The sequence below is a fragment of the Chryseobacterium sp. OV279 genome (genome assembly GCF_900128945.1).
GTDB lineage: Bacteria > Bacteroidota > Bacteroidia > Flavobacteriales > Weeksellaceae > Chryseobacterium.
On sequence record NZ_FQUD01000001.1, the window covers coordinates 51,165 to 76,546 of the forward strand.

Sequence of the window (25,382 nt, forward strand, 5' to 3'; positions counted from 1 at the left end):
AATCCTGCTCGGATTACATATTTCTTCTGTATTTACCACCTACTTCAAACAAAGCATTGGTGATTTGTCCAAGAGAACAGTACTTCACGGCATCCATCATCACGGCAAATAAGTTTTGCTGGTTGATGGCAGCATACTGTAGTTTTCTCAGGGCTTCCTGGGATTTATCTTCATTCGATTTCTGGAAATTATGAAGCGTTTCGATCTGAACCTGCTTTTCTTCTTCGGTAGAACGGATAACTTCTCCCGGACGAACCGTTGGTGAACCATCTTTTCCAAGGAAAGTATTTACCCCGATGATCGGATATTCTCCGGTATGTTTCAGCCATTCGTAATGCATAGATTCTTCCTGGATCTTAGAACGCTGATACATGGTTTCCATAGCACCAAGAACACCGCCTCTTTCTGTAATTCTGTCGAATTCGGTATACACTGCTTCCTCTACAAGATCCGTTAATTCTTCAATAATGAATGAACCCTGTAATGGGTTTTCGTTTTTAGCTAAACCTAATTCTTTATTGATAATCAGCTGGATAGCCATTGCTCTTCTTACGGACTGCTCGGTTGGTGTTGTAATCGCCTCGTCATACGCGTTGGTGTGAAGAGAGTTACAGTTATCATAGATAGCATAAAGCGCCTGAAGCGTTGTTCTGATATCGTTGAAATCAATTTCCTGTGCGTGAAGAGAACGTCCTGAAGTCTGGATGTGGTATTTCAGCATCTGGCTTCTTTCGTCTGCTCCGTATTTTATTTTCATGGCTTTAGCCCAGATTCTTCTTGCTACACGTCCGATCACTGAATATTCAGGGTCGATACCGTTGGAGAAGAAGAAAGATAAGTTTGGTGCAAAGTCATTGATGTCCATTCCACGGCTTAAGTAATATTCCACATACGTGAAACCGTTGGCCAGTGTAAATGCCAGCTGAGAAACAGGATTCGCTCCCGCTTCAGCGATGTGATATCCTGAAATGGAAACGGAATAGAAGTTTCTTACTTTTTCAGTAATGAAGAACTCCTGAACGTCACCCATTAATCTTAAAGCAAATTCAGTAGAGAAAATACAGGTATTCTGAGCCTGATCTTCTTTTAAAATATCGGCCTGAACCGTACCACGAACCGTGGCAATGGTTTTAGCCTTGATTTCAGCATAAGCATCAGCCGGGATTACTTCATCTCCTGTAATTCCCAATAGTTTTAAACCTAAACCGTTATTGGAAGGAGGAAGTTCACCGTTATATTTCGGTCTTTCTAAACCTCTGTCATCAAATTTTGCTTTTAAAACAGCTTCAACTTTAGCTTCCAGCTTGTGTTCAGCGATATATTTTTCAACATTCTGATCTATAGCAGCATTCATAAAGAAAGCCAGCAACATCGGAGCAGGACCGTTAATGGTCATCGAAACCGAAGTCATTGCATTAACCAGATCAAATCCTGAATACAGTTTTTTAGCATCATCAAGTGTTGCAATAGAAACTCCTGCGTTTCCGATCTTACCGTAAATATCCGGTGGTAAAGCTGGATCCTGACCGTATAAGGTTACAGAGTCAAACGCTGTTGAAAGACGCTTTGCATCCATTTCTGCAGAAACATAATGGAATCTTCTGTTGGTTCTTTCCGGACCTCCTTCTCCTGCAAACATCCTTGTCGGATCTTCACCGGTTCTTTTGAACGGATAAATTCCGGCGGTGTAAGGGAATCCTCCGGGTAAATTTTCCTGGCCTTTCCACTTGATCAGGTCGCCCCAGTCTGTATATTTCGGTAATGAAATTTTTGGAATTCTTAAGTGGGATAAAGATTCGGTAGAAGTTTCCACCTTGATTTCTTTTCCACGTACAAAATAAGAATAGAACTCTTCATGGAAGGCTTTTTTCGTGTCGTCCCAGGTTCTCAGGAAGTCGATGTTTTCCTGCTGAAGGTCTTTTTCTGCTTTTTGATATTCGGCGTCTAATGTTTCATTGGATAAGAAACTTTTTACGCCCTCGATATGATACATTTTTCTGGCAAGCTCAGCCTGCTTTTCAACGTTGGCATCATAAATTCTGTTGTTTTCAACAATTTCAGAAAGATAACGCACTCTTTTCGGAGGAATGATCGTTACTTCATCCGTGATTTCCTGCTCTACGAAGCCCTGTAAATTTAATCCTGAAAACTTATCATTTACTTTTTCAACAAGTCTGTTGTAGAGTTCAGTTGTCCCGTGATCGTTAAACTGAGAAGCTTTTGTTGCATAAACCGGCATATCGTCCAATGGACTTTCCCACAATAAATGGTTTCTCTGGAACTGCTTTCTTACAGCCTGAAGTGCATCAAGAGCACCTCGTTTATCAGATTTATTTAATGCTACAAGATCTGCGTAATCTAGCATGTCGATCTTTTCAAGCTGCGTAGAAGCACCATATTCAGGGGTCATTACATACATTGAAACATCCGCAAAATCTGAAACTTCCGAACCGGACTGCCCGATACCGGATGTTTCAAGAATAATAACATCAGGAGCAGCCAGCTTCAGTACATTCAATGCAGAATGGATGAAAGGGGAAACGGAAACGTTATTTTCTCTTGTTGCCATAGAACGCATATAAACTCTAGGGTCATTGATCGCGTTCATACGGATTCTGTCTCCAAGAAGGGCACCTCCCGTTTTCTTTTTGGAAGGGTCAATGGAAATGATGGCAATTTTTTTATCAGGATTGGAACGGATAAAACGTCTTACCAATTCGTCGGTAAGAGAAGATTTTCCGGCTCCACCTGTACCTGTGATCCCGATAATCGGAATATTTAAGTCTTTTGATTTTTCGTCGATAGCTTTTACCAGTTCAGGTTTTTCGTCTGAAAAGTTTTCTACGGCTGAAATAATTTTAGCAATGCTTGTGGAGTTTTCAAAATCAATTAAATCCAAATCAGCGGCTGTGATATCTTTTCCTGTTGCAAAGTCCGATCTTTTAACCAAATCATCGATCATTCCCTGTAGACCAAGTTCACGGCCGTCATCCGGAGAATAAATTCTGTCGATTCCATAAGACATGATATCTTCAATTTCTTCGGGCAGAATAACACCGCCACCGCCACCAAAGATCTTGATCTGTGGTGAATTTTTCTCTCTTAGAAGATCGTAGATATATTTAAAATATTCGTTGTGACCTCCCTGGTATGAGGTTAAGGCAATAGCGTTGGCATCTTCCTGGATCGCTGTGTTTACAACTTCCTCTGCTGATTTATCGTGGCCAAGGTGGATCACTTCACATCCTGTTCCCTGGATCACGCGTCGCATGATATTAATCGCAGCATCGTGCCCGTCAAATAATGACGCCGCGGTTACGATTCTCACTTTGTTGGTTGGAGTATATTTTTGGGTTTCCATATAAAAACTAGAAAATTTCTGAATTTTCAAATATAATAATAAAATAAGAACCTTTTGGTTTTGTTTAATGATTTGATTTTAAGAGAATTGGTTGTAGATAATAGATTGGTTTTTTACCTGCTTATCAATCATTCGTTTAAAAATGATCAGTAAATTCTCTATTTTTGCATCATTATCTATAGAGTATGAAAAAGGCTTTGATGTATTTTGCGTTGGGAACAGTACTTAGTTTCCTGATCAATTATTTTTTTTACAGTTCTAAAAATATCAGTCTTGATATATATTATGCACTGTCTTTTGGAATAGCGTGGGGAATTGCCTATTATCTGGATACTCCTGATTTCACGCTGCCTCAGAAGCTGGGTATTTCTTTTGCCGTAATGGGAGTTTTGGTACTCATCGGGACAGGCCTATTCAGTCTGGAACAGGCTATTCCTTCCATACTTAAATTTTCTACGGTTTTTGTAGCGTACTATTTGATTGCGAGTTTCAGGGCAAACAAATCGCTGCGCCGCTAGTGCATGAGCAAAAAGCTGATGATTCCCAGTCCCATCAATAAGAAGGTAAACAGTATAGTGTTGATCGCAAATAATACAGCGCCTACTATAATGGTAAGAACAGGATGCGTTCTGTAAGTTCTGTAGTGGGCGATAAAAAAGTAACATCCTGCATAAATAATAGCAGCTGAGATAAAAAGTCCGTTCATTGCCATAGCAAAACTACTTTCATCAAAATAGCTCAATACTTTCTGAGTGACAAAAAGCAACAGGGTAAGAAGGAGTAAAAAGGAAAAGTAGTGGAGTGTAAAAACACCGTGGTCAAAATACCACCATTTTCTTTTGCTGTGAAAGATCCATAGCAGAAAAGCAAACAAAGGAAGATAAAGGAAAAGAGCTTTGGGTAAATTGTGAATCGAACTTTTTATAAACAGATTCGTGATCTCTCTTGGAGAAAGACCTTTTTCCTCCATTTCAAAAATCTTGGCGATAAACGGGCGGAAGGTTTCATATTTATGGCCGTTCTTTTCTTCCCGTCTGTCAAAATCTTCCATAGACTGTATTCCGATAAACTTTGTAATACTTTTACTTTGAAGCATATCCCCTACATCGATATCATCTTTTTTAGCATTAGCAGTATCCAAAGCCTTTGCTAAGGCTCCACCCGTAAGAGAATCTGCTTTTGCAACTTCCGGAGATTCTTTAAGAAGCTTTTGAACAGATTTATTTCCAATTACTTTTTCCTGAAGTTCTTTTTTTGTGATTTTTTCTTTTTCTGCACCCTGTTTTCCGAAATCCATATTAGCCACCTGGAATGAAATAAACAGGAATGTGACAAAACTTATGAAAATGTAAAGTTTTACAGGAGGAACAAATTGTGCTCTTTTGCCTTCCAGATAAATTTTGGTAAGTTTTCCCGGGTTGAAAAGAAGATTTTTCATAGTTCCCCAAAACTGTCCGTCATAATGAGTGAAGTCTTCAAAAAAGTGGGTGAACAGATAATAAAAGGGATGGCGGCTTTCGATATTCTCCTGTCCGCAGTGAGGGCAGAATCTTTCTTCGACCTGGTGCCCGCAGGTCAGGCATGTTTTATCTTCTCTGATTTTTCCGTGGCTCATGGATATGGAATATGGTTTGACGCAAATATAAATATTTCGTCAAATAAAATAATTAAATCGGTAAGCTTTTAGGTAAATGTTTAAAGTAAATTAATAAAGAAAGAGTTGAGGGACTAAACTCTTTACTTTATCAGGTGTGTTTTTAGAATCTTCGAAATATTTTTTTTCAACGGTCATTCATTTTACAAGTTCTGTGCCAAAAAGAAAACAGTTGTTAAAATCTATTAAAGCAACGTGAAAATCCGAAGGTGATATAGATTAAATAAAATATGTTTTCGGGTTACGAAAATTATTTGTACCTTTGCACACCCTTTTAGGGGAAAATTATGTTTAATCTTTAACTAAAACGTGTGAATACATTAAGTTACAAAACTGTTTCAGCGAACAAAGCTACTGCTAATAAAGAATGGGTTGTGGTAGACGCTGAAGGACAGCCGTTAGGAAGACTAGCTTCTACGGTTGCAAAGATTTTGAGAGGTAAGCACAAAACGAACTTTACACCTCACGTAGATTGTGGTGATAACGTTATCGTTTTGAATGCTGGGAAAATTACGCTTTCCGGAAATAAGTGGGCTGATAAGACTTACATCTGGCATACAGGTTACCCTGGTGGACAGAAGTCTATGACTGCGGCTGAACTTCAGAAGAAAGATTCTTTAAAAGTATTAGAGAAGTCTGTAAAAGGTATGTTACCTAAAAACAGATTAGGATCTGCTTTATTGAAGAACCTTTATCTATATGAAGGAACTGAGCACAAACATGAAGCTCAACAGCCTAAAACAATTAATGTTAACGAATTTAAATAATTAATTATGTCTATAGTTCACAAAATCGGAAGAAGAAAAACTTCTGTAGCTAGAGTTTATGTAAAGCCAGGTTCTGGTGTGATTACAGTAAACGGTAAAGATGCTGCAACTTATTTCTCTACAGACGTGATGGTTTATAAACTAAACCAACCGTTCATCCTTTCTGAGACTGTTGGTCAGTATGACGTTACCGTAAATGTTTTCGGTGGTGGTAATACAGGTCAGGCAGAGGCTATCAGATTAGGTATTTCAAGAGCTTTATGCGAGATCAACGCTGAGTTCAGATTAGCATTGAAGCCTGCTGGTTTACTTACAAGAGACGCAAGAATGGTGGAAAGAAAGAAGCCAGGTCAGAAAAAAGCAAGAAAGAGATTCCAATTCTCAAAACGTTAAGATTTCTTGTGGGCGAATGGCTTATGGCTGTTGGCTACAGAAATGTATTAAATTTTTTTTAAACTTAATCTCGGCGCAAAGCCAATTGCCACAAGCAAACAGCAAACCGCCAATTGCCCGTTACGTTTAGCATCCAAACACTTCTCCCATCTAAAGAAGTTGTTGATTGTTTAAGAAACGGAAAGTAAACTAACAAAAACAGAAAACATGGCAAAAGCAAATGTAAAAGACCTTTTAGAGGCTGGCGTACACTTCGGTCACATGACCAGAAAGTGGAATCCAAATATGGCTCCATACATTTTTATGGAGAAAAACGGTATTCACATTGTAGACTTACATAAAACAGCAGTTAAATTAGATGAAGCTTGTAGTGCTTTAGAAAAATTAACTTCTGCAGGTAAAAAAGTTCTTTTCGTAGCGACTAAGAAGCAAGCGAAAGAAGTAGTTGCAAAGCATGCTGCTGAACTTAATATGCCTTATATTACAGAAAGATGGCCTGGAGGTATGTTAACGAACTTCGTTACAATCAGAAAGGCGGTAAAGAAAATGAACCATATCGACAAAATGAAAAAAGACGGTACGTTCGAAACTTTATCTAAAAAAGAAAGATTACAGGTAGACAGACAAAGAGCTAACCTTGAGAAAAACTTAGGTTCTATCTCTGACATGGTTCGTCTTCCTTCTGCAATCTTCGTTGTAGATATCATGAGAGAACACATCGCTGTAACTGAAGCTAAGAAATTAGGTATTCCAGTTTTCGGTATTGTTGATACAAACTCTGATCCAAGAAAAGTAGACTTCGTTATCCCAGGAAACGATGATGCTTCTAAGTCTATTGATATGATCTTAAACATTGTTTCTGATTCTATCAAAGAAGGTCAGTCTCAAAGAAAAGCTGATAAAGAAAAATCTAAAGAAGAAGGAGAAAAGGTATCTGCTGAAACAGATGCTGATTTCGATGCTGAATAATTAAAGATTTTCTTTAATATAGGAAAAACGCTGGACCCAGGTCCAGCGTTTTTTTGTTATATATTGTATTTTAAAAACAGGAATAATAATAAACATGTTATAAATATCCAATGTAATAAGAGAAAACCCGCTTCATAAAGCGGGTTTTTATTTAGTTGGTAAGCTTAATAGCATATGATGTTGAAATGAATTTCGTAGACTGGTAAGAAGCATTGCAGAGCATTCCGGACAATCTGTAATTCTGGTTTTTAGGAACCATCGTATAACCCACTTTACCGGAAGCTATCGGAATCTTTTTAAAGAAACCGTTTCCACTTACCGTAAGAACCATATTGCACCGTGACTGATTTTCTACAGAAATCGACGTTTTGGGATTGGAGGGAGAATCTGCATTCAAAAGATCATTTAAAACATCTGCCGTTTCAGGTTTGTAGGTTTTAATAAGCTCGGCATATTCCCTTTCCGTACTGGCTGAACTGCTTCCTGAACCGGTAGGATAAGTAGTTCTTGTAGGGTAGTTACCGTAATTCACATTACAGCTTATATTTGATAATAAAAGAACTGATAAGACAGAAAGTGCAGCTGCTTTTTTCATTGAAGATTCATTTGAAATTGAGTAGGATAAATATAATAAAAAAGAGACTGAAAATACAGTCTCTGATCTTTATGAATTTTTAGCTTATACGGAATTTGGTATAGGTTATCGTCTTTCCTTTCGCTGAAAAAAGCTCTTCGTAATATGTTTTTATATCTCTTAAATGTTCTGTACCCGGATCATATTCAGGAGCGCCATAGATATCATGGTGAGCACTGATGATTTCATGGCCTGCACCCTGTAGATACCCTAAAGTATAGCCATGCAGAAACTCTGAATCCGTTTTTAGATGAACGATTCCGCCTGGTTTCAGGAATTTTTTGTATCGTTCTAAAAAGTCAGGATGGGTCAGTCTGTGCTTGGTACGTCTGTATTTGATCTGTGGATCAGGGAAGGTAATCCAGATTTCGTCCACTTCATTTTCAGCAAAAAAATGATCTACAAGTTCGATCTGTGTTCTCAGGAAAGCCACATTATTCATACCACTTTCTACTGCTTCTTTAGCTCCGAACCAGAATCGTGCTCCTTTGATATCGATCCCGATGAAGTTTTTTTCAGGAAATGTTTTCGCAAGCCCTACAGAATATTCTCCTTTTCCGCAGCCCAGCTCCAGTACAATCGGATTGTCGTTCTTGAAGAATTCCTTTCTCCATGTTCCTTTAAGGGGAGAACCTTTCAGCGCATCTTCTCTGGTTGGTTGGATAACGTTCGGTAAAATCTTGTTTTCTGCGAATCTTGCTAGTTTATTTTTGCCCATCGAGTCATTTATAAAATCCCGCAAAAATAGCAAATTTTACATAGATTACATTGCCTTTTAAGTATAAAAGACATCTACTTAGTATATTTATAGTGGGCTTATGGTGCTGCCGAACTTCCCAATGCTACCATGATTGCTTTCTCGATTGTTTTTTGGGAAGCGTACTGCGCGCCGCAGACAAGGCTGGTGAAGAGATACTGGCCCTTATCTATGACAATGGAACTCTCATCATGAGCAGGAACTGCGAGCCTGTATTTGGTGGTTCCTACGCCTTCCATTCTTACAATGATATTACAGTCGGATTTATTTTGGATAAGAACAATACTTTCCTTACTGTTGGGATCGTTATCGAATAGTGAATTTAATATTTTGACGGTTTTGTTTTGGTGCTCTACAGGATTCACGGCCATCAGCATATTGAATTCTTCAGCTTCCACATTCGGAATGGCTGTATTGGCAGCGGCATTCACGACAAATGTGTTCTGGGCAATACTTGGGGTATAAACCACATTAGATTTTTTAGCAGCGAGTTCTGCTTTATATTTTGCGATCTGTTTCTGTTTTATGATCGCATTCATTTCATCGAAACTGATCTTCGTAGAAGGCCTTCTTTTCAGCAGGGCAAGCATTTCCTGCATATCTTTTACTTTCTGATCAGCAGGGTGAGCGTCTTTAATGTAGGTGGTCATCAATTCCATGACACGGGGTTTCAGGACAGATCTTCGCGGATCATCAGGATGGGCATCTCTGAGGAAGGCGTTGATCTCATAGATGTTCTTACTTTTTATAATATTGCTGTAGTCTTTTCCCTTTTTTTGGGCAGACACACTAAAACAAAGAACGGAAACAATAAGTAAAAGTAATTTTTTCATTGACTAATATTAAGTAAAAGTTGGGTGTTCTCTCTTAATTTGTGTTTGGTCAATTAGTTTCTCAATAATAACGGTGTTCTGTTGTTTTTATTTTAAACACTTAATTGTGATATGAAATTAAGCATAATTTAAACAAAAAAGAAATGTATACTATAAATTTTAAATAGTATACATTTCCATAAAGTTATTAATGTCGAAAAATTATTTAATGACTTCCTGAAGATTGGAGGTTTTGAGCCTCTTCTGATAGATCGGAAGATATTTTTCAATCGGGACTTTTATCGCTTCAAAATTGCCGGCCAGTACATAGGCTTCTATATTTTCTGAGGTATAGACAAACTGAAGGAAGTTATCGATCAGGTTATCCGGAATCTTGAATTTGGCAAAATAATCTTTCCCCAGATAATTTTTGATCTGCGACACAGAATTATTCATCCTTTCATAGGCCATATAACGCTGTTTTTTCTTTCTGTCTCCCGAAAGGATGTCGTAGATGCTTTCCAGACTGAAAGTAAGTCCTCCGTCCCTTAATCCGGCTACAGGAAGTTCAGGAGAAGTTCCGTCACCTTTTGGTTCAGGCAGGCCAATCACTTTTTTAAGGGCGAGTCCTTTATCTACTTTTCGGATAGAATTGACATCATATCTTAGATTCCCGGTAGGCTTGAAACGGTTTAATACAATTTCCTGGATCTCGTAATACGCTATTTTTAATTCTATTAAATTTTTCTGCTGTATCATCTGGGGAGTCAGTTTTACGTCTTTCCTTTCAGTAACGATGGAGGTAAAACGGATCACATCCCCCGGAACAGCGGGTATGTTATAGGTGCCGTTATAATCGGTAAGTACAGTTTTCTGAGTGTTCAGATTCGTGACATAAACCTGATTAAGATATAAGATCGAATTATCTCTTAAGAATACCTCTCCGGAGTAGATCTGTGCACTGACTTTTGCTAGAAAAACCAGCATCAAAAGGGTAATTAGCTTCTTCATATAATTAGGGCAAAATTACGTAGAAATACAGCAATTTATACCTATTAAGATAGTGATCTCAGGTTAAAGTTATATTAAACTTTAACACTAAACTGTTAATGAATGTTATAAACTTATATAAATTAAAACGATAGGGTGAAATTCCAACCAATATCATGAAAATAATTTACCCTGATTCAGAATAAAAAATCCCCTTTTTACTAATCCAGCAACGAAATTTGAAGATGGAAACGAGTAATTATTGACCCCTGAAAAAGTAATAATCATCCTGCTATTAACTTCCATCCCCTTTCTTCCAGCTTCCATCTTTAGTCTCAGTCTCAATCTCCTATTTATGCTTTACCAGCAGCCAGCTCGAATATTTTACAATGGTAGAAGTTCCATACTCGCTCCAGCTGATAAAATACCAATAAGTTGCTGTAGGTACAGGCCTTCCGCCCATTCTTCCGTCCCAGGTGTATCTGTTGTTAGGACTTCCTCTGAAAATCTCCGCTCCGTAACGGTCGAATATTCTGAATTCCAGATTGGTGTTACTCATGAGGGCAGAATAGTCTATCTGTTCATTATGTCCGTCGCCGTTTGGAGTGATGGTGTTGATCAGGTTGATGATGGCAAATGGCCTTGTCACTTCTTCACATAATTTAGAATCTCTTACAAAAACTTTATGGGCACCTCTTGGTACATTGTTGAAGACATTTGAACTTTGCCAGCTTACTCCGTCAAGGGAATATTCATAAGGAGGTGTTCCGCCGCCTGCTCCTACCGTTACTGTCGTTCCGTTGACTTCGATAGACGTAATCATTGGGGTTGGTGATTCAGTCACATTAACGGTCTGTCTGTACACACAACCATTGAAGGTAAGTTCTACCCAGTAAGTTCCCACAGTGACATTGGAAATGGATGGCGAAGTGGCTCCCGTACTCCACAGGTATTTTTCAAACCCAGGACCGGCATCTAACGTCGTCGTAGCTTTAGGGCAAATCACCTTGTCTTTTAAAATGTCAGAAGCCTTCGGGGTCTTAATTGTAATTCTAATGGATCCAACCTCGGGACATACTCCGTTTTTCTCGAATCTGACGTAATAGGTTTGGGTTCCTGTAATATTTACCGTTGCTGCTATTGGGCTGGTATTATTCTGAGCATTCGCTAAGGTTGCAAAGAAGGTGTAAGTAACGTTCGGGTCTATGGTAAACGATGGGATAAACTGGGCGAGATTAACCGCTTTTATTCCGTCCAGATCATCATCACAGACATTGGTAACGGCAGCTGTTGTTATTAATGGAATTCTCGCTCCAATACTGAACTGCAAAGGTTTTACCACCACAGCACAGCCATCGGGAGATTCCACTCTGATATAAATGGTTGTTGTGGCCGTATAACTCCAGCTGTTAGGAAGAGTATTGGCATTTCCGGCATTCGCATCAGCAAGTGTAGCGTAGTACTTTACAATGGTGAAATAGCCGGGGTTATTCAGAACAATACCCGTGATATTGGGAAGTATGACGGTGACTGTTCCATCCAGATTGTCATCACAGAAGATGCCATTGTAATTATTCAGAACGATGGCCAGATTGTATAAGGTAAGGGTGATCTGGGCAATACTTTTACAACCCATACTGTTTTTCACCACAGCATAGACAATGGTACCATCCGCAGCGGTATAGGTAGTAGGTGCGGTGATAAGAGCTGCTAAGTTTTCTGTCTGGGCATCTATAAGTGTAGGGTAGTAGGTGATAGCTACCGGCGAATTGTTGGTGACATTTGCAGAGGTAAGATTAAAGGTTCCCTGTCCATTAATATTACAGGCTTTTAAAGTCACATTCATCACCTGAAGAGATAGAATATTGATCGTAACTGTTACCGTTTCACAATCTGTAAAAACAGGATCATTTCCACAGAATGTATAGGTGAAGGTATCTGTTCCTGTAGTTCCGGGGGTGGTCACGTTGTAGGTGATGATACCGGTAAGAGGATTTATAACCGCTGTTCCCAAAGTAGGAGGAGTTACAATAGCCACTGTTGAGGGTACCGGCGTTTGTGTGGAACTGGTGAAGGCAGGTATTATGGCCTGCGTAGTACAGACATTATAGGTTGATGTACTTAATTTTGTACAGTTCAGTACCTTGAATTGTTCGGTGACCAGCGGTGCACAGCTTCCCATCGTTACTGAACAGGTATAAAATCCGGATTGTGTAGGGGTAATAGATGCTGCGTTAGCTCCCGGAATAATAGAGCCGTTTACATACCATTGATACGTGTCATAAATGATAGGATCTACCGTAAGAACCATACCAGGAACACAGGTTCCTCCTGATCTTAAAATAACAGGCTGAGTGGGAAATCCTGCAAAAAAGCCTCCATATCCCACAGCATCACTCCCTGCATTGATTCCTGCAGTAATCGCTTTATCGGAAACTACGGTGATGGTTCCCGTTACATTGGGAATCCCATACGTTACCCAGTTGGTGGTTCCAGTCATATTGAACGGACCTGTTGAAGCTGGTGGAGTTGCTCCGTTGACCTGAACATTGGCGCCCCGTTGGGTAATAAGATTCAGTTTTGTAGGGATAGTAAGGATCCCATTCGGATTGGCATTGGAGTGAACAAAATTTTCGTTAATAAAGCCCAGTTCATTAATCTGTTTCGGAAGATAGCAGTTCAGAGCCGGAATAAAATTGAATCCGCCGGTAGCTACCTCACTTCCGGAAGCAGAATCTCCTGCGAGAACCTGATAGACGTAAGCATTTTTAGAGGTTCTTAAATAAAGATTATAATGAATTCCTCCCTGGTTTATGTATTTTGAATCAGGAATAATGAAATATTGTCCTGCATTGATCGTGGTAAGAGGAGGAATTTCATCGTTAACAAAAATCTGGGTATTGTCTTCTGTAGCAATAACGATGGCTCCTTCCATATTGGAACCGATGCTGCCGTTTCCTTTGACAAGAGCAAACTCGTTCCCCAGTCTTTCTACCGGAACGGCCTGATCCATTAAGATATCAGAACTGGTAGGATTGTTTCCCGCATACTGGCCATTGAAATTTCCGTTGGTCACATTGACCGGTTTATTGGCCGTAATCTTAGCCCCGATAAAGGGATCTGTATTTCCGGGAGCTGAACCTATACCGTCTATAATATAAGACTGACCTTTATTGAGGGTAAAGGTCATGGTAGGATTCGTGGCTCCTGTAGTTCCGTTTGAAAATTCTGCTGTAGGTTTATATCCGTTTATGGTGACTGTTGTATTGTCTTCCGTGGCAAGAACGCTGGTCATAAAATTTAAGATAGAATTAGTGACCGTAATGGGAGCGTTGGCAGCGTAAAAGTTTTTTCCGGTGGAAGGTATTCCTTTGGAAGTAATGATCTCAGCGTGGTTAAATACCGAGAATCTCAGATTGGCATAAAAAGGAAACTCTGCCTTTAGATATAATCCTTTCGAAGTAGGGGTAAACAGATCCACCTGACTGGTAGTAATGATATAATTTCTGAGTACATCAAATTTCTGGGGATTGTTTTTGCTGATATTTACTGTGCCTATAAGCACATTGTTGTTATAAATATTTACCGGAAAAGAAGTGGTCCTGTTGGTAGATAAGTATAATTTCTGATACGGATTCGGACTTCCGCTCCTGTCCATCATGGGAGCAAACCAATGTTCTCTGTCCAATTGGGCAAAGCTAAAGGTGAAAATACAAAATATAAATAGAAAAGATAAAGTTTTCTTCATTCAGTGCGGGAGTTTAACACAAATTTAATAATAAAATGCATTCATAGCTTGAAAAAGTAATAAAAAAACCGCGATGTTAAAATCGCGGTTTTTAAACGTATATTTTTCAGTGATTATTCTCTTCCTTTTACAAGAATCCAGCCTGTATATTTTACTGGAGTTTGCTTGCCTGCAGGTTCATTCCAGTGAATCTCAAACCAGTAGTTTCCGGTAGAAACTCTCTTGCCTCCAATGGTTCCGTCCCATTTATAGCCGTTGGTTTTATCACCCTGGAATATTTTGCTTCCATAGCGGTCGAAAATACTGAACTCAAGGTTCTTCTTAGCCGACAGTAATGAATAATCCAGAACGTCATTCACGCCGTCACCATTTGGTGTAATAGCATTGATCAGGTTTGGAATTGTGATTTCCACTTTGATAGGATCACAGTTGTAGCTGTCCTTCACATATACCGTGGATATGCCTCTTGCCACATCCGTAAATATATTGGAATCCTGCCACTGGATATTGTCTATCGAATACTTATAGGGTGGATTTCCACCTATCGCATATACGGTAACAGTGGTATTGGAAATTTCAATATTGGAAACCACCGGCTGTTCCGAAGCATATACTTTTACAGTCTGAAGGGTTACACAGTCTCCTGTTTTCAGTTTTACCCAATAGGTTCCCACACCAGCATTTTGTATAGCCTGTGTAGTGGCACCCGTACTCCATGCATACCCTGAGAAACCGGGACCTGCATCCAGTGTTGTTTTATCTTCAACACAAATAATTTTGTCAACAAGCACGGCAGATTTTACAGGAGCAAGAACAGTAAGTGTTACCTGTGCAATTCTGTAGCAGCCATTCGCGTTGATTACTTTTACATAAGCAACTCCCGTAGGAGCAATGTAGTTGGTAGGGTTCAGGATCTCGTTGGTACTGTTATCAGCATCCGTAGGAGATGGATAATATTTTTTAGTAACTCCCGGCTGTACGGTGACAGGGGCGTTCGCAAGGTTAAATAATCCTGTCGCAGGATTATCCTCCAGAAAACAGGCTCTTAAAGCAGCATTGTTAACAGTAGGACTCTCTGAAACGGTTAGGTTTAATGTTACCTGCTCACAATCTGTAAAATTCGGGTTGTTTCCGCAGAATTTATACACAAAAGAATCAGGGCCGACATAATTAAAGGCAGGTGCATAGCTGATCACACCTGTAGCAGGATCTATCACAGCATTACCGTTTGTCGGAGGTGTGATGATGGTCACAGAACCCGGCACTACAGCCTGGGTAGAATTTGTAAATGTAGGGACAATCAGTTTTACTCCGTCACACACGGTTTGATTTGATGTAGTCTGTGTAAGACACGTGTAAACTTTGTAAACAGGAGTAATGATTGGAGGACATGAGCCCACAGTGATCCTTACGGTATATTCACCGGATTGTGTAGGCGTAAAAGAATTCGTTGTAGCTGCCGGAATAGGAGTTCCATCTCGGAACCACTGATAAGAATCAAAACTGTCATCCAGTTCCAGTACAATTCCCGGAATACAGTCACCGGTCTGTTTGGCAATAACAGGAATAGAGGAGAACCCGGCGAAATATCCACCGTAGCCTACCACACCGCTTCCTCCGGAAATACCGGCCGTTACAGCTTTTGTAGAAGTGATGGTAACGTTTCCTGTCACATTCGGAACAGAATAGGATACCCAGGATGTAGTTCCTGATACCGGATAGGGTCCCTGGGCTGCAGGAGGAGTTGCTCCGTTTACCGTAACTCCAGCTCCTGTTTCTGTAAGGATATTTAATTTTACACTGTTGGTAGTGGGAGGGAGGATATTAATATTCCCTATTTCGTCAATTTTTCTTGGAAGATAGCAGTTCAATGGGGGGATATAATTAAACCCAATGGTTGCATTACTTGTTGCTACCCCTGCCAGTAGCTGGTATACATAAACATTTTTGGTTGTTTTGATGTACATATTGTAATGGTTGTTCCCCTGATTGATATAATTCGTATTGCTCAGTTTGTTGACTCTGTAGCTTTCGCCTTCATTCAGAGTGATTACAGGAGTCGCTCCGTTGTTGATATATACCTGGGTGCCGCCTTCGGTAGCTACAATCAGGGCATCTTCCATTCTTTCACTGATATCTCCATTTCCTTTTACAAGAACGAATTCATTTCCCAATCGGTCCGTAGGTACAGATTGATCCATTACAATATCAGACCCGTCATGGATTGAACCCGGAGGTATGATCGCAAACTGACCGTTGAAATTTCCATTGGTTACGGAAATCGGTTTATCAGCTTCTATTTTGGCTCCAATGAAACCTTCTTTATTTCCTGCCATATCACCTGTTCCTTCAATGATGTAAGATTGTCCCTTATTCAAGGTGAAGGTGAGTGTAGGATTGGTAACAGCTGTCCAGCCGTTGGTAAATATAACATTAGCAGAATAATTTGAAACAGTCACCACCGTATTATCTTCCGTAGCCATAATGCCCGCTGTAAAGTTCAGAGAGACAATAGGGTTTTCTATGGGTGAAACTACAGCATAAAACTTTTTACCAATTCCTGCTTTTCCTTTGGAGGTCAGAATTTCACCATGACTGGCCACCGAAAATCTGAAGGTCGCAAAATATGGTTTGGTTCCTTTGGTATAAAGTCCCTTATTGACCGGAGCAAACATTTCAGACGGGTTACTGGTGATGATAGATCCCAAAGGAATCTGGAATGTCTGGGGTGCCCCTTTGGCGACAGTTACTGTCCCAAGCAGGGTATTGTTACTGTAGATTTCCACCGGAAAAGGGGTTGTGGAATCTGTTGAAAAATATAACGCCTGTTGTGGAGAAGAGATCTGGGTGCTTCGGGCTGCCATGGGAGCAAACCAATGTTCGGTATCTCTTTGTCCGAAAAGCGGATTAATTGCTGTAAACAGCAAAAGAAAAGTGAGTAAAAATATTTTCATTTATCTGAGAATTAGGATTGTCGCAAAAATAGGAGAATATTTAATGTGGAATTGTAAAATATGTAAAAAATGTTGATTTTAGGTTAAAAAATAACCGCGATCGAAGATCGCGGTTATATATTTTATTAAAAAGAGTGGGTTATTCAAGGTTTTTAACTAAAATCCATCCTGTGTATTTAATTGGAGTTTTGTCCTTATTGGATTCATTCCAGTTGATATGATACCAGTAAGTTCCTGTTAAAAGTTTTTTGTCATAATGTTTTCCATCCCACTTGTAATCATTGAATTTATTTCCGGTGAAGATCATGTTTCCATATCGGTCATAAATTACAAAAGAAAGATTTTCTTTGTAAGCTAGCTCGCTGTAGTCGATATAATCATTTTTATTATCGCCGTTAGGAGTGATAGCATTGATCAGATTAGGAATCGTTACTTCTACTGTTGTAGGATCACAATTGTAAGTATCTTTTACATAGAATGTGTGCTGACCTCTTGTAAGGCCTGTAAACACATTCGAATCCTGCCAGTTTGTCGGTGTATCTACAGCATATTTGTAAGGCGCTTTTCCTCCGTTTACAACAACGGTAGCTGTAGTATTTGAAATTTCAATCTTAGTGATTACCGGATCTTCCGCTTTTCTTACTCTTACGACTTGCTTTAGTAAACATCCGTTTTTACCCAGGATTACAGAATATTCTCCGATACCTACATTTTGGATGGAAGCTGTAGTAGCTCCTGTGCTCCATAGGTAAGAATCATATCCAGGTCCTGCATTCAGATTTGTTTTGCTGTCTACACAGATAAACTGGTCAACAAGAATCGGAGATTTTTTGATTGGAAGAGCGATCAGTTCAATTTTTGCATTGGCTGTACATCCTTCGCTTGTCGTTACTTTTACATATACGAATCCTCCGGCAGACGGATAATTGTCTGGTGTAGTGATTTCATTGGTTCCTGCAGTAAGATCAGCAAGTGTAGGATAGTATTTTTTTACCACCAAAGCGTAGTCTGTAACGCTGGCTTTCGTAAGATCGAAATAAGCATATGGATCTACATCATACTGACATGCCTTGATTGAAGCATCTCTCACCGTGAAAGGTACTACCGTAAGATTTAATGTAATCTGCTCACAGTCGATAAACTCAGCAGCATTACCACAGAATTTATAAACAATCTGATCCGGGCCATAATAGTTAGCATTAGGCGTATAGGTGATCGTTCCGTTTGAATTAACCACTGCTACTCCGTGTGCTGCCGGTGTAATGAGAACAAGTGTACTTGGCACTACTGCCTGCGTTGAAGATGTGAATGCAGCTGTAATTACTTTTGTAGAACATGCATTGAGTGTCTGAGTTGTAAGTTTCAGACAGCTGAACACTTTATAAACTGGTGTCGTAACTGGTGGACATGTACCCATGGTTACTTTTACCGTATAGTTTCCTGATGTTGTAGGCGAAAAGGTATTGGCAGTCGCTCCCGGAATTGCTGTCCCGTTTAAGAGCCATTGGTAGGTTTCATACCCGTCATCCACTTCCAGAATGATTCCCGGTGCACATTCACCTGTTTTTTTAGCAATAACAGGAATCGAGGAGAAACCGGCGAAATATCCTCCGTATCCTGCGGTACTGTATCCACCGTTGATTCCGGCAGTTACTGCTTTGTTGGATGTAATGGTAACGTTTCCTGAAATACCCGGTACAGCATAAGTTACCCACTGAGTGTTTCCGGTTAGAGGATAAGGCCCCTGGTCAGGGGTAGGTGCGGCACCGTTTACCATAACAGTAGCTCCGGCTTCCGTAAGAATATTAAGCTTCAAATTAATGGTTGAGGTCGTAATACCCGGCATCTCATTAATTTTACCGATTTCATCAATCTTTCGGGGAAGGAAACAGTTTAATGGCGGAATATAGTTGAATCCACAGGTTGCATTATCAGCATTGATGGCCACAAACTGGTACAGATAAACATTTTTATTGGTCGAAATGTACATGTTGGCATGAGTTCCTGCTCCTGGCTGTGTGATGTAGTTCACTTCATCAATTCTGTACCATCCACCTGCACTCAGAGTAGCAGCGGGAGTGGTGGAACCGTTTAAATAAACTTCAGTATTGTTCTCTGTAGCGATGATAATTCCCCCTTCCATATTGGCTGCGGGCTTGGTAGACTTGGTTTTTACGATGGCAAAAGTATTCCCCAGTCTTTCTGTAGGAACAGACTGATCGAGTACAGCATCCGACCCACCGGGTGAATCTACTCCAAAGTTACCGTTGCTGCTTCCGTTGGTAAGAGTAACAGGTTTATTTGCCACCACCTTGGCTCCCATAAATCCGGATAGGTTCGCATCTGTAGTTCCGGGACCTGCTAGAATAAATGACTCTCCTTTGTTTAAGGTAAAGCTGTGTGTATTTCCTGTAGGAGTACCTCCATAAAATACCAATCCGTTGGTAGTCCATGATACAGTTACATTGGTATTATCTTCTGTAGCCAATATCCCCGCTGTAAAGTTGTAATTACTTGTATAAGTGCTCGAAGCAGGTGTATTGGGGCTGGTAGCAACATAAAATTCTTTACCGATACCTGCCTTTCCTTTACTGGTGATGATTTCACCGTGGGAAAACTGTGCAAGTCTTAAACTACAGTAAAAAGGTTTGTCTCCTTTCAGGTAAAGTCCTTTGGTAATCACTTTAAATGCGTCTGTTGTAGCTGATGCAAAGACGAAACTGGCCGTTGGAGTATAGGTAACAGGATTACCTTTACTTACTGAGACCGTTGTAAGCAGAGCATTATTGTTATATATCTTTACATCAAACGGAGTTACAGAATCTGTAGAAATATACAGTGTATTCGTGTAGGCTGTTGATACGGTATTGTAGTATGGTGCAATCCAGTGCTCTGTGTCTCTCTGGGCAAAGAGCGAGTGAATTGTAAAAAACAACAACACGAAACTGAGTAGATATCTTTTCATGTGGGTTAGAATTAGGATTTCTACAAATTTAAAATAATATTTGAAATAGTGTTAAATAAATATAACAAAAGTTAAAGATTAATCACGATTTTTAATTAAAAGCCATCCAGAATACGAAACTGGCAATTTTGTATCAGGCTCTGTCCAGGTGATCACATACCAGTAAGTTCCGGTAGGAAGATTCCTTCCGTTTACCTTTCCGTCCCATATGTAATTCTTGTCAGATGATTTATAAACAGACATACCATAACGGTCGGCAACCTCTATGATCACATTCTGTTTGATCCTTAAATCTGAGTAATTAAGAACATCATTAAGCCCGTCCCCGTTTGGTGTGATGGCATTTACAAGATTCAATACCAAAAATTCTTTAGTCACAGGAAAACATCCGTCCGATCCTAAAACATATACTTTATGAATTCCTCTGGAAAGACCCATGAAGACATTGGATGTCTGATAATTAATTCCATCAAGGGAATATTGATAAGGAGGAGTTCCGCCCGTTACGTAAACGGTAGCATTGGAATTAGACACCTCTATTTTTGTAATGGATGGTCCCTGAGCCGTCGTTACACTTACCGTCTGACGATATATACATCCGTTGAAGCCTAAATCTACATAATAATTTCCTACGCCTACCGTGATGCTCTGTGTTGTAGCTCCATTGCTCCATAGATAGGAAGAGAATCCAGGTCCCGCATCCAAGATCACTTTTTCAACTGAACAGACTACCTGGTTATGAAGGGTGGTTGATTTTTTAGGCGTTTTTAAAGTCAGTTTCAGACTTCCGGTATTGGGACATCCTGCGCTGCTTTGGAATCTTACATAGTATGTATGAACCGAAGTGATATTCTGTGTCGGAGAAATAGCGTTAATTCCCGCCTGAGCATCGGCCAGAGAAGTATGGAATGAAAGGATTACGGTTGGATCTGCGGTGAATAAATTTTTATAATCATTAAGATTCGCGGATTCAGAACCGCCAAGGTCATTATCACAGACATCTGTAGCAACGGAATTCGTAATCAGGGTAATTTTAGCTCCGATCTTAAAGTTGATCTGTCCAAATGCAGCAGCACAGTCACCAGTATTGGGTGAAACTCTTACATAGACAGTTGTATTGGCTGTGTAAGTCCAGTTAGCCGGAAGATTATTGTTGTTTCCTGCTGTAGCATCTGCCTGAACAAGATAGTACTTTACAGTGAAATTGGCAGAATTGGTTACGATCTGTGGGGTAACCGTAGCAAAATTGACGCTTATAATTCCGTCAAAATCATTATCACAGAAACTCGCATTAAAATTGCTGGTATTCACATTCGGTGAAGGATTCAGTGTTAATGTAATCTGTGCAGGTTTAGAACATCCGAATGAAGAAGTCACATTAGCATAAATTGTTCCCGCAGGCCCCGAGTAAGTAGCCGGGCTCGCAATCTGTCCCGTTAAATTAGCATTCGTATAATAAGTGGCCGTTGTTCCGGTATCCGGACTTAAAACAGCAGTCGTTAGATCAAATGTTCCGTTTCCATTGTTACTGGCACAGGAAGACAGAGCCGCATTCTGAGTCTGAAGGACATCAATATTCACCACCACTTTGAAATATTCAAAATCTGCTGGATTTCCGTTTCCGTCAATATAATAAATGAAAGAATCTGTAGCATCTGCCGTAAGACCTGCATTGGGTGTATAAGTGATTTGTCCTGTTGTAGCATTCACCGTAGCTGTACCATTGGTTGGTTGGGCAATAATGCTCGTATGTGAAGGAACAATAGCTTGTGTAGAAGTAGTGAAAACCGGCGTGATCACTTTTGTATTACATGATCCGATATTATAGGTTGTTGTAGATATCGGTGGGCATAATGTATATTCATATTCAGAAGTAAGCCTTGATTCACAGTTGTTTTTGGTGATAAAGCAGGTATAAGTTCCCGCTCCATACAATTCAGGGTTGATAAAATAAGAAGTCGCTCCTGGAATTAAGACACCATTGAAATACCATTGGTACGCATCATAACTGTTATCCACTTCAAGGCGGATTCCAGCATAACAGTCACCTGTTTTTGTAATCGCAGGAACTGAAGAGAATCCGGCGAAATATCCTCCATACCCTACAGCACCGCTTCCTGCTGCAATTCCTGCCGTGACAGGTTTTGTCGAATTGATGGTGACATTTCCGGAAACATTCATCACAGAATAAGTAACCCATCCCGGGTTTCCGGTTACCGCATAAGGACCTGTAGCTGCTGCGACAGGATTACCGTTCAGTGTTACGGCAGCACCTGCCTGTGTGATGATATTGAGTTTAGTATCGTAATAAGTGCCTCCAATTCTATTAATAAAGCCAACTTCGTTGATCTCTTTAGGTAAGAAACAGCTTAACGGCGGGATAAAATTCATACCACCGGTCTGATAAACCGTACTTCCTGAAGCTCCGGCCAGAAGCTGGTATACGTAAACGTTTTTGCTCGCGGAAATATTCATATTGTAATGTCCGTTACCCTGGTGGAGATAGCTGGTGCCTTCAATCATATAATATCCTCCTGCATTAAGATTGACACCCGGCACAGGGTTTCCGTTGACAATAAGCGTGGTATTGTTTTCTGTAGCAATGATCATGGCTTTTTCCATCCCTACACTCGCGGGACCGTTTCCTTTTACCATCACAAAATCTTTCCCCAATCTGTCCACAGGAACTGCCTGATCCATCAGAATATCTACATTGCTGTTGTTCTGCGTAGTATAAAGACCGTTGAAGTTTCCGTTGGTTACCGATATGGGTTTATCGGCAACAAGTTTTGCGCCCAATAATCCTTTTCTGTTGCTGGCACCTCCCATATCGCTTATAACATCGATGATATAGGATTTCCCTTTGTTGATTGTAAATGTTCTGGTTGGCATTACGCTGCCGTTAGAGAATACAACGTCAGAATTATAACCTGATAAAGTCACGGTCGTATTGTCTTCCGTAGCGGTCACTCCCAAAGTAGAGTTTACATAATCTTTTGGATAAGTAGTAGGTGCTGTTCCTATGAAAAAAGTTTTTCCGATTCCTGCCAATCCTTTTGAAGTAATGATTTCGGCCTGACTGGGAACCGAAAACCTGAAGTTGGCAAAGAACTTTTTATTACCTTTTACATGCAGTCCCATGGAATTCTGCGTAAAGAGGCTGCCTGGCGTGGAAGCAATCATATAATTGCTGGGAACGGTCAGTTGTATAGGGTTTCCTTTACTTACCTGAACGGTAGAAAATACAACGTTGTTATTGGATACCTGTACGGAAAACGGAACCGTTTCGTTGGTCGACAGATATAAATAACATTGGGGTGTTCCCTGAAGAGAGCTGGCAGACATAGGAGCAAACCAGTGCTCGGTATCCAGCTGTGCATTAAGGATCAGACAAAGAAAAGTACAAATAGCTAGTAGAAATTTTTTCATGCTTTATTATAAGGGGCAGCAAATTTAAACATTAATAATCTATTTCTACCTTAAAATATTTCACAAATAGGCACTTACGGTTAAGTTGTTGAATATTTAAGATTAGCTTCATATTAGGTTAACAGCGGCGCATGATTCCATAAAAAATCCCGGTGAAATATTCACCGGGATCCGTATTTTTCTTTGAAAGAGATTAAGCTAAGCTAATTCTTACAAATCCTGTTACTTTAAGGTCTCCGTTTACAGATTTTACATAGTCAGCAACAGAGATACTTCCGTCTTTAATGAAAGACTGGTGTACCAATGTGTTGTCTTTGTAGAATTTCTGCATCTTACCTTTAAGGATGTTGTCGATAATGTTTTCAGGCTTACCTTCTTTTACAAGAAGTTCTCTTTCGATCTCTAATTCTTTGTCGATCGTTTCCTGAGAAACTCTGGTTTCGTCTAAAGCGATAGGGTTCATCGCAGCAACCTGCATAGAAACAGACTTAGCAGCTTCGTCAGCTCCGTCTACCTTAGCAGAAAGAGAAGTGATCGCAGCGATTTTGTTTCCAGCGTGGATGTAAGCTCCAAGGAATGGTCCTTCGATTCTTTCGAAAGCACCGATCTCGATTTTCTCACCGATAACTCCTGTCTGCTCGATTAATTTTTCAGCAACAGTCATTCCGTGGAAATCTGTAGCTAAAAGCTCTTCTTTAGTAGCTGCGAAAATAGCCATTTCAGCTATTTCATAAGCTAGTAAGATGAAAGCTTCATTTTTTGCAACGAAGTCAGTCTCGCAGTTTAGAGAGATTACCACACCTAAAGTGTTGTCCTCGTTTACTCTAGCGATTACCGCACCTTCAGAAGATTCTCTGTCAGCTCTGTTTGCAGCTACTTTCTGTCCTTTTTTTCTAAGGATATCTACTGCTTTTTCGAAGTCTCCTTCTGCTTCAACTAGAGCTTTCTTGCAGTCCATCATACCTGCACCTGTTTGGTTTCTTAATTTCGCTACGTCTGCAGCAACTGGTGTATAAGACATAATATCTATTATTTTTTTATTTAAGATTAGTATTAATTTTTAGCTTAATTTTAGAGCAGGGCAAAGATAATGATTTTAATGATAAACTAAAAAATGACTTTTCACGTTATTGATATATTTAATACTATTTTAAAGACTTGATTAATGAAAAAAATCTTTCTACTCATATTTCTCTGCATTTTTACACTAGGTTTTTCCCAAAAAAAGAAAAAATCGAAATCTAAGGCTGTGGTAGAAAAAGAAACGGTAATCATCTATACAGAGCAGGATGCAGAGGCTTCAAAAGAGGCCAGAGTGATCGCCGGTTTTCTGAAACAAAACCCCGGACATGCCAAATCAGATTATTTTAAAAGAAAACTGATCGATATGATCATGGCAGATAATTCTCCTGAAGCTAAACCTACGATTAAACCAATCAGCAAAGAGAAAATTGAAAAAATCGTTAAGAATAATGAACTGAACAGTGGGAAAACAATTGCAACCAATACGGCTACGCCTGCAACTACAACCGCAAAACCGGATAGAACGGTCAGCTATGCTTCTGTAGGATCTGCGAAAAGTGCCGGAAAAACGAGCAGCAAAGCGGAACCCAGTGAAGAGAACAAAAGAACGGCTGCTATGCTTACCCATCTTTTTAATAATGACATCAGTAAAAATGATGCATATATCAATATTAAGAACAGATCAAGCTGTAATCTGATTGTAAAAATAAGTGGAAAAAAGTATTATAATCTGACGGTTCCTGCCAGAGGAGAGAATTTTATCCTCATCGATAAAGGGGAATATGTACTCACCACCATGGTGTGTGACGCTAAATATTCTTCTCTGAAAAAGATCGATAAAGATATTGAGATTGCATTGAATGTATCCGAATGATACCATAAGAAGAAAACTATAAGCAAAAACGGTTAAGAAATATTTCTTAACC

At 39.8% G+C, this 25,382-nt stretch carries 16 protein-coding genes; 5 read left to right on the forward strand and 11 right to left on the reverse strand.

The window, feature by feature from the left end; genetic code table 11:
- Positions 1-13: 13 nt before the first annotated feature.
- Positions 14-3,361 carry a methylmalonyl-CoA mutase family protein gene (locus BUA72_RS00220; protein WP_072921228.1) on the reverse strand — a complete coding sequence of 1,116 codons (3,348 nt, stop codon included), beginning with the start codon at positions 3,359-3,361 and terminating at the stop codon, positions 14-16.
- A 185-nt stretch (positions 3,362-3,546) separates the two neighbouring features.
- Here BUA72_RS00220 and BUA72_RS00225 point away from each other — a divergent pair, with 185 nt between their 5' ends.
- Positions 3,547-3,879, forward strand: a complete 333-nt coding sequence (locus tag BUA72_RS00225) for a hypothetical protein (RefSeq protein ID WP_072921230.1) — start codon at positions 3,547-3,549, stop codon at positions 3,877-3,879.
- On the opposite strand, the gene BUA72_RS00230 is transcribed toward BUA72_RS00225, so the two are convergent.
- Positions 3,876-4,976: a DUF3667 domain-containing protein gene (locus BUA72_RS00230; protein ID WP_072921232.1), complete on the reverse strand. Its 1,101-nt coding sequence runs from the start codon at positions 4,974-4,976 to the stop codon at positions 3,876-3,878. The two genes, BUA72_RS00225 and BUA72_RS00230, sit on opposite strands and share 4 nt — an antisense overlap.
- 350 nt (positions 4,977-5,326) lie before the next feature.
- Here BUA72_RS00230 and rplM point away from each other — a divergent pair, with 350 nt between their 5' ends.
- The 3 genes from rplM to rpsB all read left to right on the forward strand — a co-directional run bounded on the left by rplM (position 5,327) and on the right by rpsB (position 7,144).
- The gene (rplM, locus tag BUA72_RS00235; protein WP_034706094.1) at positions 5,327-5,782 is read left to right on the forward strand and encodes a 50S ribosomal protein L13; all 456 of its coding nucleotides are present in this window, start codon (positions 5,327-5,329) and stop codon (positions 5,780-5,782) included.
- Between the two features lie 6 nt (positions 5,783-5,788).
- Positions 5,789-6,175: a 30S ribosomal protein S9 gene (rpsI, locus tag BUA72_RS00240; protein WP_034706090.1), complete on the forward strand. Its 387-nt coding sequence runs from the start codon at positions 5,789-5,791 to the stop codon at positions 6,173-6,175.
- A gap of 207 nt (positions 6,176-6,382) precedes the next feature.
- Positions 6,383-7,144, forward strand: coding sequence for a 30S ribosomal protein S2 (gene rpsB, locus BUA72_RS00245; protein ID WP_034723189.1), 762 nt, complete (start codon positions 6,383-6,385; stop codon positions 7,142-7,144).
- 151 nt (positions 7,145-7,295) lie between these two features.
- On the opposite strand, the gene BUA72_RS00250 is transcribed toward rpsB, so the two are convergent.
- The 9 genes from BUA72_RS00250 to tsf all read right to left on the reverse strand — a co-directional run bounded on the left by BUA72_RS00250 (position 7,296) and on the right by tsf (position 24,454).
- Positions 7,296-7,739: a DUF6759 domain-containing protein gene (locus BUA72_RS00250; RefSeq protein ID WP_072921234.1), complete on the reverse strand. Its 444-nt coding sequence runs from the start codon at positions 7,737-7,739 to the stop codon at positions 7,296-7,298.
- Positions 7,740-7,818: 79 nt separating this feature from the next.
- Complete coding sequence (gene trmB / locus BUA72_RS00255) at positions 7,819-8,496, reverse strand: tRNA (guanosine(46)-N7)-methyltransferase TrmB (protein ID WP_072921236.1); 678 nt, start codon at positions 8,494-8,496, stop codon at positions 7,819-7,821.
- A 98-nt stretch (positions 8,497-8,594) separates the two neighbouring features.
- Entirely contained in the window at positions 8,595-9,368 is a 774-nt protein-coding gene (locus BUA72_RS00260) for a DUF6759 domain-containing protein (protein ID WP_072921238.1), read from the reverse strand.
- A 201-nt stretch (positions 9,369-9,569) separates the two neighbouring features.
- Complete coding sequence (locus BUA72_RS00265) at positions 9,570-10,358, reverse strand: hypothetical protein (protein WP_047453021.1); 789 nt, start codon at positions 10,356-10,358, stop codon at positions 9,570-9,572.
- A gap of 328 nt (positions 10,359-10,686) precedes the next feature.
- Positions 10,687-14,085 carry a T9SS type B sorting domain-containing protein gene (locus tag BUA72_RS00270; protein ID WP_072921240.1) on the reverse strand — a complete coding sequence of 1,133 codons (3,399 nt, stop codon included), beginning with the start codon at positions 14,083-14,085 and terminating at the stop codon, positions 10,687-10,689.
- A gap of 113 nt (positions 14,086-14,198) precedes the next feature.
- The gene (locus BUA72_RS00275; protein ID WP_072921242.1) at positions 14,199-17,039 is read right to left on the reverse strand and encodes a T9SS type B sorting domain-containing protein; all 2,841 of its coding nucleotides are present in this window, start codon (positions 17,037-17,039) and stop codon (positions 14,199-14,201) included.
- Between the two features lie 139 nt (positions 17,040-17,178).
- Entirely contained in the window at positions 17,179-20,004 is a 2,826-nt protein-coding gene (locus tag BUA72_RS00280) for a T9SS type B sorting domain-containing protein (RefSeq protein ID WP_072921244.1), read from the reverse strand.
- Between the two features lie 78 nt (positions 20,005-20,082).
- Entirely contained in the window at positions 20,083-23,433 is a 3,351-nt protein-coding gene (locus BUA72_RS00285; RefSeq protein WP_072921246.1) for a T9SS type B sorting domain-containing protein, read from the reverse strand.
- Positions 23,434-23,626: 193 nt separating this feature from the next.
- Positions 23,627-24,454, reverse strand: coding sequence for a translation elongation factor Ts (gene tsf, locus BUA72_RS00290; protein WP_047453009.1), 828 nt, complete (start codon positions 24,452-24,454; stop codon positions 23,627-23,629).
- 144 nt (positions 24,455-24,598) lie between these two features.
- Between tsf and BUA72_RS00295 the strand changes: the two genes are divergently transcribed.
- Entirely contained in the window at positions 24,599-25,330 is a 732-nt protein-coding gene (locus BUA72_RS00295; RefSeq protein ID WP_072921248.1) for a DUF6759 domain-containing protein, read from the forward strand.
- Positions 25,331-25,382: the final 52 nt, after the last annotated feature.